The sequence below is a fragment of the Polaromonas sp. P1_G4 genome (assembly GCF_056405475.1).
In genome coordinates this window covers 1-2,009 of the sequence record NZ_JBFUCA010000650.1, presented here as the reverse complement: position 1 = coordinate 2,009, position 2,009 = coordinate 1, and the positions used below count along the sequence as shown (strand labels likewise).

Annotated in this window: 2 protein-coding genes and 1 pseudogene; all 3 read right to left on the bottom strand. The window is 66.0% G+C overall.

Features of this window, described 5'->3' with window-relative positions; genetic code table 11:
• Nucleotides 1-203, bottom strand: a pseudogene (locus AC1D1X_RS21765) (class 1 fructose-bisphosphatase); the annotation flags it as partial.
• Nucleotides 204-263: 60 nt separating this feature from the next.
• On the bottom strand, nt 264-1,121 hold the full coding sequence (locus AC1D1X_RS21760; protein ID WP_477668090.1) for a tetratricopeptide repeat protein: 858 nt from the start codon (nt 1,119-1,121) through the stop codon (nt 264-266).
• Between the two features lie 18 nt (nt 1,122-1,139).
• Nucleotides 1,140-2,009: aminopeptidase N C-terminal domain-containing protein (locus AC1D1X_RS21755; RefSeq protein WP_477699160.1), on the bottom strand; the 870-nt coding region annotated here is incomplete at its 5' end.

Genomic DNA, 2,009 nt, shown 5'->3' with positions numbered 1-2,009 from the left:
AGCTTCTTCTGGATCTCACCCTGCACGTTCTCGCTTTCGGCGCTGCCCATGCCGCTGCCGAGTGCACCCTTGTTGACGGCCTGGCTGATGCTCTTGCAGGCGCGGGCGACCACTTCCAGCAGCAGGCGAAGCTGCGAGGGAATGTGACCGTCGATGCGCTGCTGCTCGATCAGGTAGCGGGTCAGGGAGATTTTTTGGGACATAGGGGGCTCCGTTCGATTGAGGGATAGTTCGTTTGGGCAGCGTATGGCTGGGCGGGGCGCTTAGCCGGGCTCGCCTTGCTGTTCGCGTTCTTCAAATTCGGCGAGCGTGGCCAGGGCGTCGTCCAGCAGGTCCTCGTCGTCCTTCGCGCGGGCAATGTCCACACGTTGCTGGAAGAGGGCACGCGCTTCGGTGGGCTGGTCCGTTTCGTGCGCGAGCACGCCGAGCTGGAACAAGGTGTCCAGCAAGATATCGGTGTCCTGCAAGGCCTGGCCCAGCGCCAGGCGCTGTTGCAGCCAGGCCTGCGCTTGGGCATGTTCGCCCAACTCGTAGGCATTTTGCGCCAGGTTGTTGATGAGGCCAGAGAGGCGCTTGTCCGTTCCGGAGCCGAAGGCGCTTTGTGCATCGGCCAGCAGTTGCTGGTTGTGCGCCAGTGCCTCGGCGAAGCGGCCGGCCTCGTGCAGGGCGTAGCCTGTCTCTTCGCGAATACCCAGCTTCTGGTCGGTGTTCAGGATGGCGCCTTCGTGCGCGGCCCAGTGGACCGACTGCTGAAGGTGCTCGACGGCGGTGTTGTACTCCTCGGCTTCCAGGGCCGACTCGCCGATGGCGTAATGCTGTTCGTAGCGCTCGGTGGGCGTGAGGCTGCCTTTGGCAGCGCGGATGGCCAGGGCGCGCAGGCCCAGGGGCAGGCCCTCGGCATCCAGCTGGCGTTTGCGGAACACCACGAACTGCAACCACAGCAAGTCAGCCAGCTCGGCGGAGTCGGCGCCCAGGGCCTCGGCCAGGGGCTCCAGTGCGGCCAGGTCGGCTGACATGCGTGAACCGCTGAACATGCCGCTGGCGTCGTACACCGTGTCGCGCAGCGGGTTGAACTTCTTCGCAAACCGCTGTGCGGGGGTGTTGAATGTGAAGAATGCCATGGCGGGTGCCGTCCGCGTTCAGTCAGCCAGTGCGCGAGAGACGACTTCGTGTGTGTCTTTGCTCAAATCAGTCTTGGCCGCTACGCGTGCAATCGCCTCACGCGCCGCGCTGCGGTAGGGCTCGGCCAGCTTGCTCCAGCGGTCCAGCGCGCGCGCCAGGCGGGCTGCCACCTGCGGGTTGATGGCGTCGAGCTCCATCACGCGGTCGCTCCAGAACACATAACCCGCGGCGTCCGCGCGGTGGAAGGCGGCCGGGTTGCCCTGGCAGTAGGTGCTGACCACGCTGCGCGCGCGATTGGGGTTGCGCAGGCTGAAGTCGGAATGCTTCATGAGTTGTTTGACCGCCGGCAGGATGTTGCCGCCGCGATCCGGCGCGCCGGCCTGCAGGCCAAACCATTTGTCGATGACCAGGGCTTCGTCCTTGAACATGGCGTGGAATAGCGGCAACGCCTCGGCCGCCAGTGCGTGGCCGCTGGAGACCAGGGCCGCCAGCGCGTTGAAGCGGTCGGTCATGTTGCCGGCGTCCTTGAAGCGCTGCAGGGTCTTGCCCGGCCAGAGGGTATCGCCAGAAGCCTGCGCTGCCAGGCACAGGTGCGTGAGCGCCATACCCGCGAGCGCGCGGCGGCCCGAGGAGGCCGGGTCTGGCGTGTAGGCGCCGGTGTCGTGGTTGGCCTCGTACACGGCTTGCCAGTCGGCTGCCAGTGCCGTGGCCAGCTGCAGGCGCATGGCTTCGCGCACTGCATGAATGCGCTGCGGGTCCACCACGTCAAGCTGCTCGGCCAGGTAGGTCTCAGACGGCAGCGTCAGCACCAGTTCCTTGAAGGCCGAGTCCAGCGCGGGGTGGCGCAGCACCTGGCGCATCGCATCAAGATAAGCATCATCGAGCAC

Excerpts from the sequence above, each read along its gene's own strand:
- AC1D1X_RS21760 (WP_477668090.1), bottom strand. The coding sequence starts at position 1,121 with ATGGCATTCTTCACATTCAACACCCCCGCACAGCGGTTTGCGAAGAAG.